Source organism: Vibrio sp. 10N.222.46.A1 (genome assembly GCF_041473595.1).
In the GTDB taxonomy this organism is placed as follows: Bacteria; Pseudomonadota; Gammaproteobacteria; order Enterobacterales; family Vibrionaceae; genus Vibrio; species Vibrio tasmaniensis_A.
This window is the reverse complement of record NZ_JBFRSN010000146.1, coordinates 1-1,117: the sequence shown is the minus strand read 5'-3', so window position 1 is coordinate 1,117 and position 1,117 is coordinate 1. Positions and strand designations below refer to the sequence as shown.

The window sequence follows — 1,117 nt, the reverse complement described above, 5'->3', positions numbered from 1 at the left end:
ACACGACCGTTTTGGTGGCTACGCAGAATCAGGGCTACTTCACGAACTTAATCCAAGTAAAGAATTCAAAGAAAAGCTTGTCGACTTCAGTTGGGATGCGGTGACAGTCAACGGTAAAGTTGTGGGCTACCCTCTAGCAATCGAAGCACCTTCTCTAATCTACAACAAAGACCTACTTCCAAACCCACCAAAAACATGGGAAGAGCTTGCTGACATTCAGAAAGAGATGGCTAAGCAAAACAAAAAAGCCATCATGTGGGATGTGAAAAATGCGTACTTCACGTGGCCGATGATCTCTGCTGGTGGTGCCTTTGCGTTTGAAAAAACAGCAACAGGCTATGACGCTAAAAGCACAGGTGTTAACAATGCAGCGGGTGTTCGCGGCCTTCAATTCTTAGTTGACATGGTAAACCAAGGGGTAGTTAACCCGAATATGGATTACTCAGTCGCAGAAGCAGAGTTCACCAACGGCAATGTGGCAATGACCATTAATGGCCCTTGGTCTTGGGGTAACTTAGACAAGCTTGGTGTTAATTATGGCGTTGCGGAGCTGCCGACATTAAATGGCGGTAAAGGTAACCCATTTGTTGGAATCCTAAGTGCGGGTATCAATGCTGCGAGTCCAAATACTGATCTTGCTGTCGAGTTCTTAGAGAACTACCTATTCCAAGACTACGCTCTGAAAACCATGAATGATGACAAGCCTCTTGGCGCGGTGACACTAAAATCATTCCAAAAAATTCTTGAGAGCGATGATCGCATCAAATCAACCATGACGAATGCTGAAAACGGCGAAATTATGCCAAACATCCCGCAAATGACGGCTTACTGGTTCGCTGAAGGTGCGGCTATCGATAACGCAATGCAGGGCAAGCAAACCGTTAGAGAAGCACTAGACACAGCAGCGAAACAAATCACCAAATAACCTTTCTTTTTATTAATATCCTATTGTCCTTTGGCACAGCGCATGCTGTGCCTTTTTTGTTTTGGAAATCAACTCGCTATGCAAATCCCTACTCTTTACCTAAAAGGTACGTTCAATGGCTGGGGGTTAGACACCCCATTGTTCAAAGAGCAAGACGGCTCTTACAGAGCAAACTTATGCTTATCTACCGAC

1 protein-coding gene is annotated in these 1,117 nt (G+C 45.0%); it reads left to right on the top strand.

The window, feature by feature from the left end; all coding sequences use genetic code 11:
- A partial coding sequence (gene malE / locus AB4496_RS05280; protein WP_372130664.1) for a maltose/maltodextrin ABC transporter substrate-binding protein MalE occupies positions 1-925 on the top strand: 925 nt, incomplete at its 5' end.
- Positions 926-1,117: the final 192 nt, after the last annotated feature.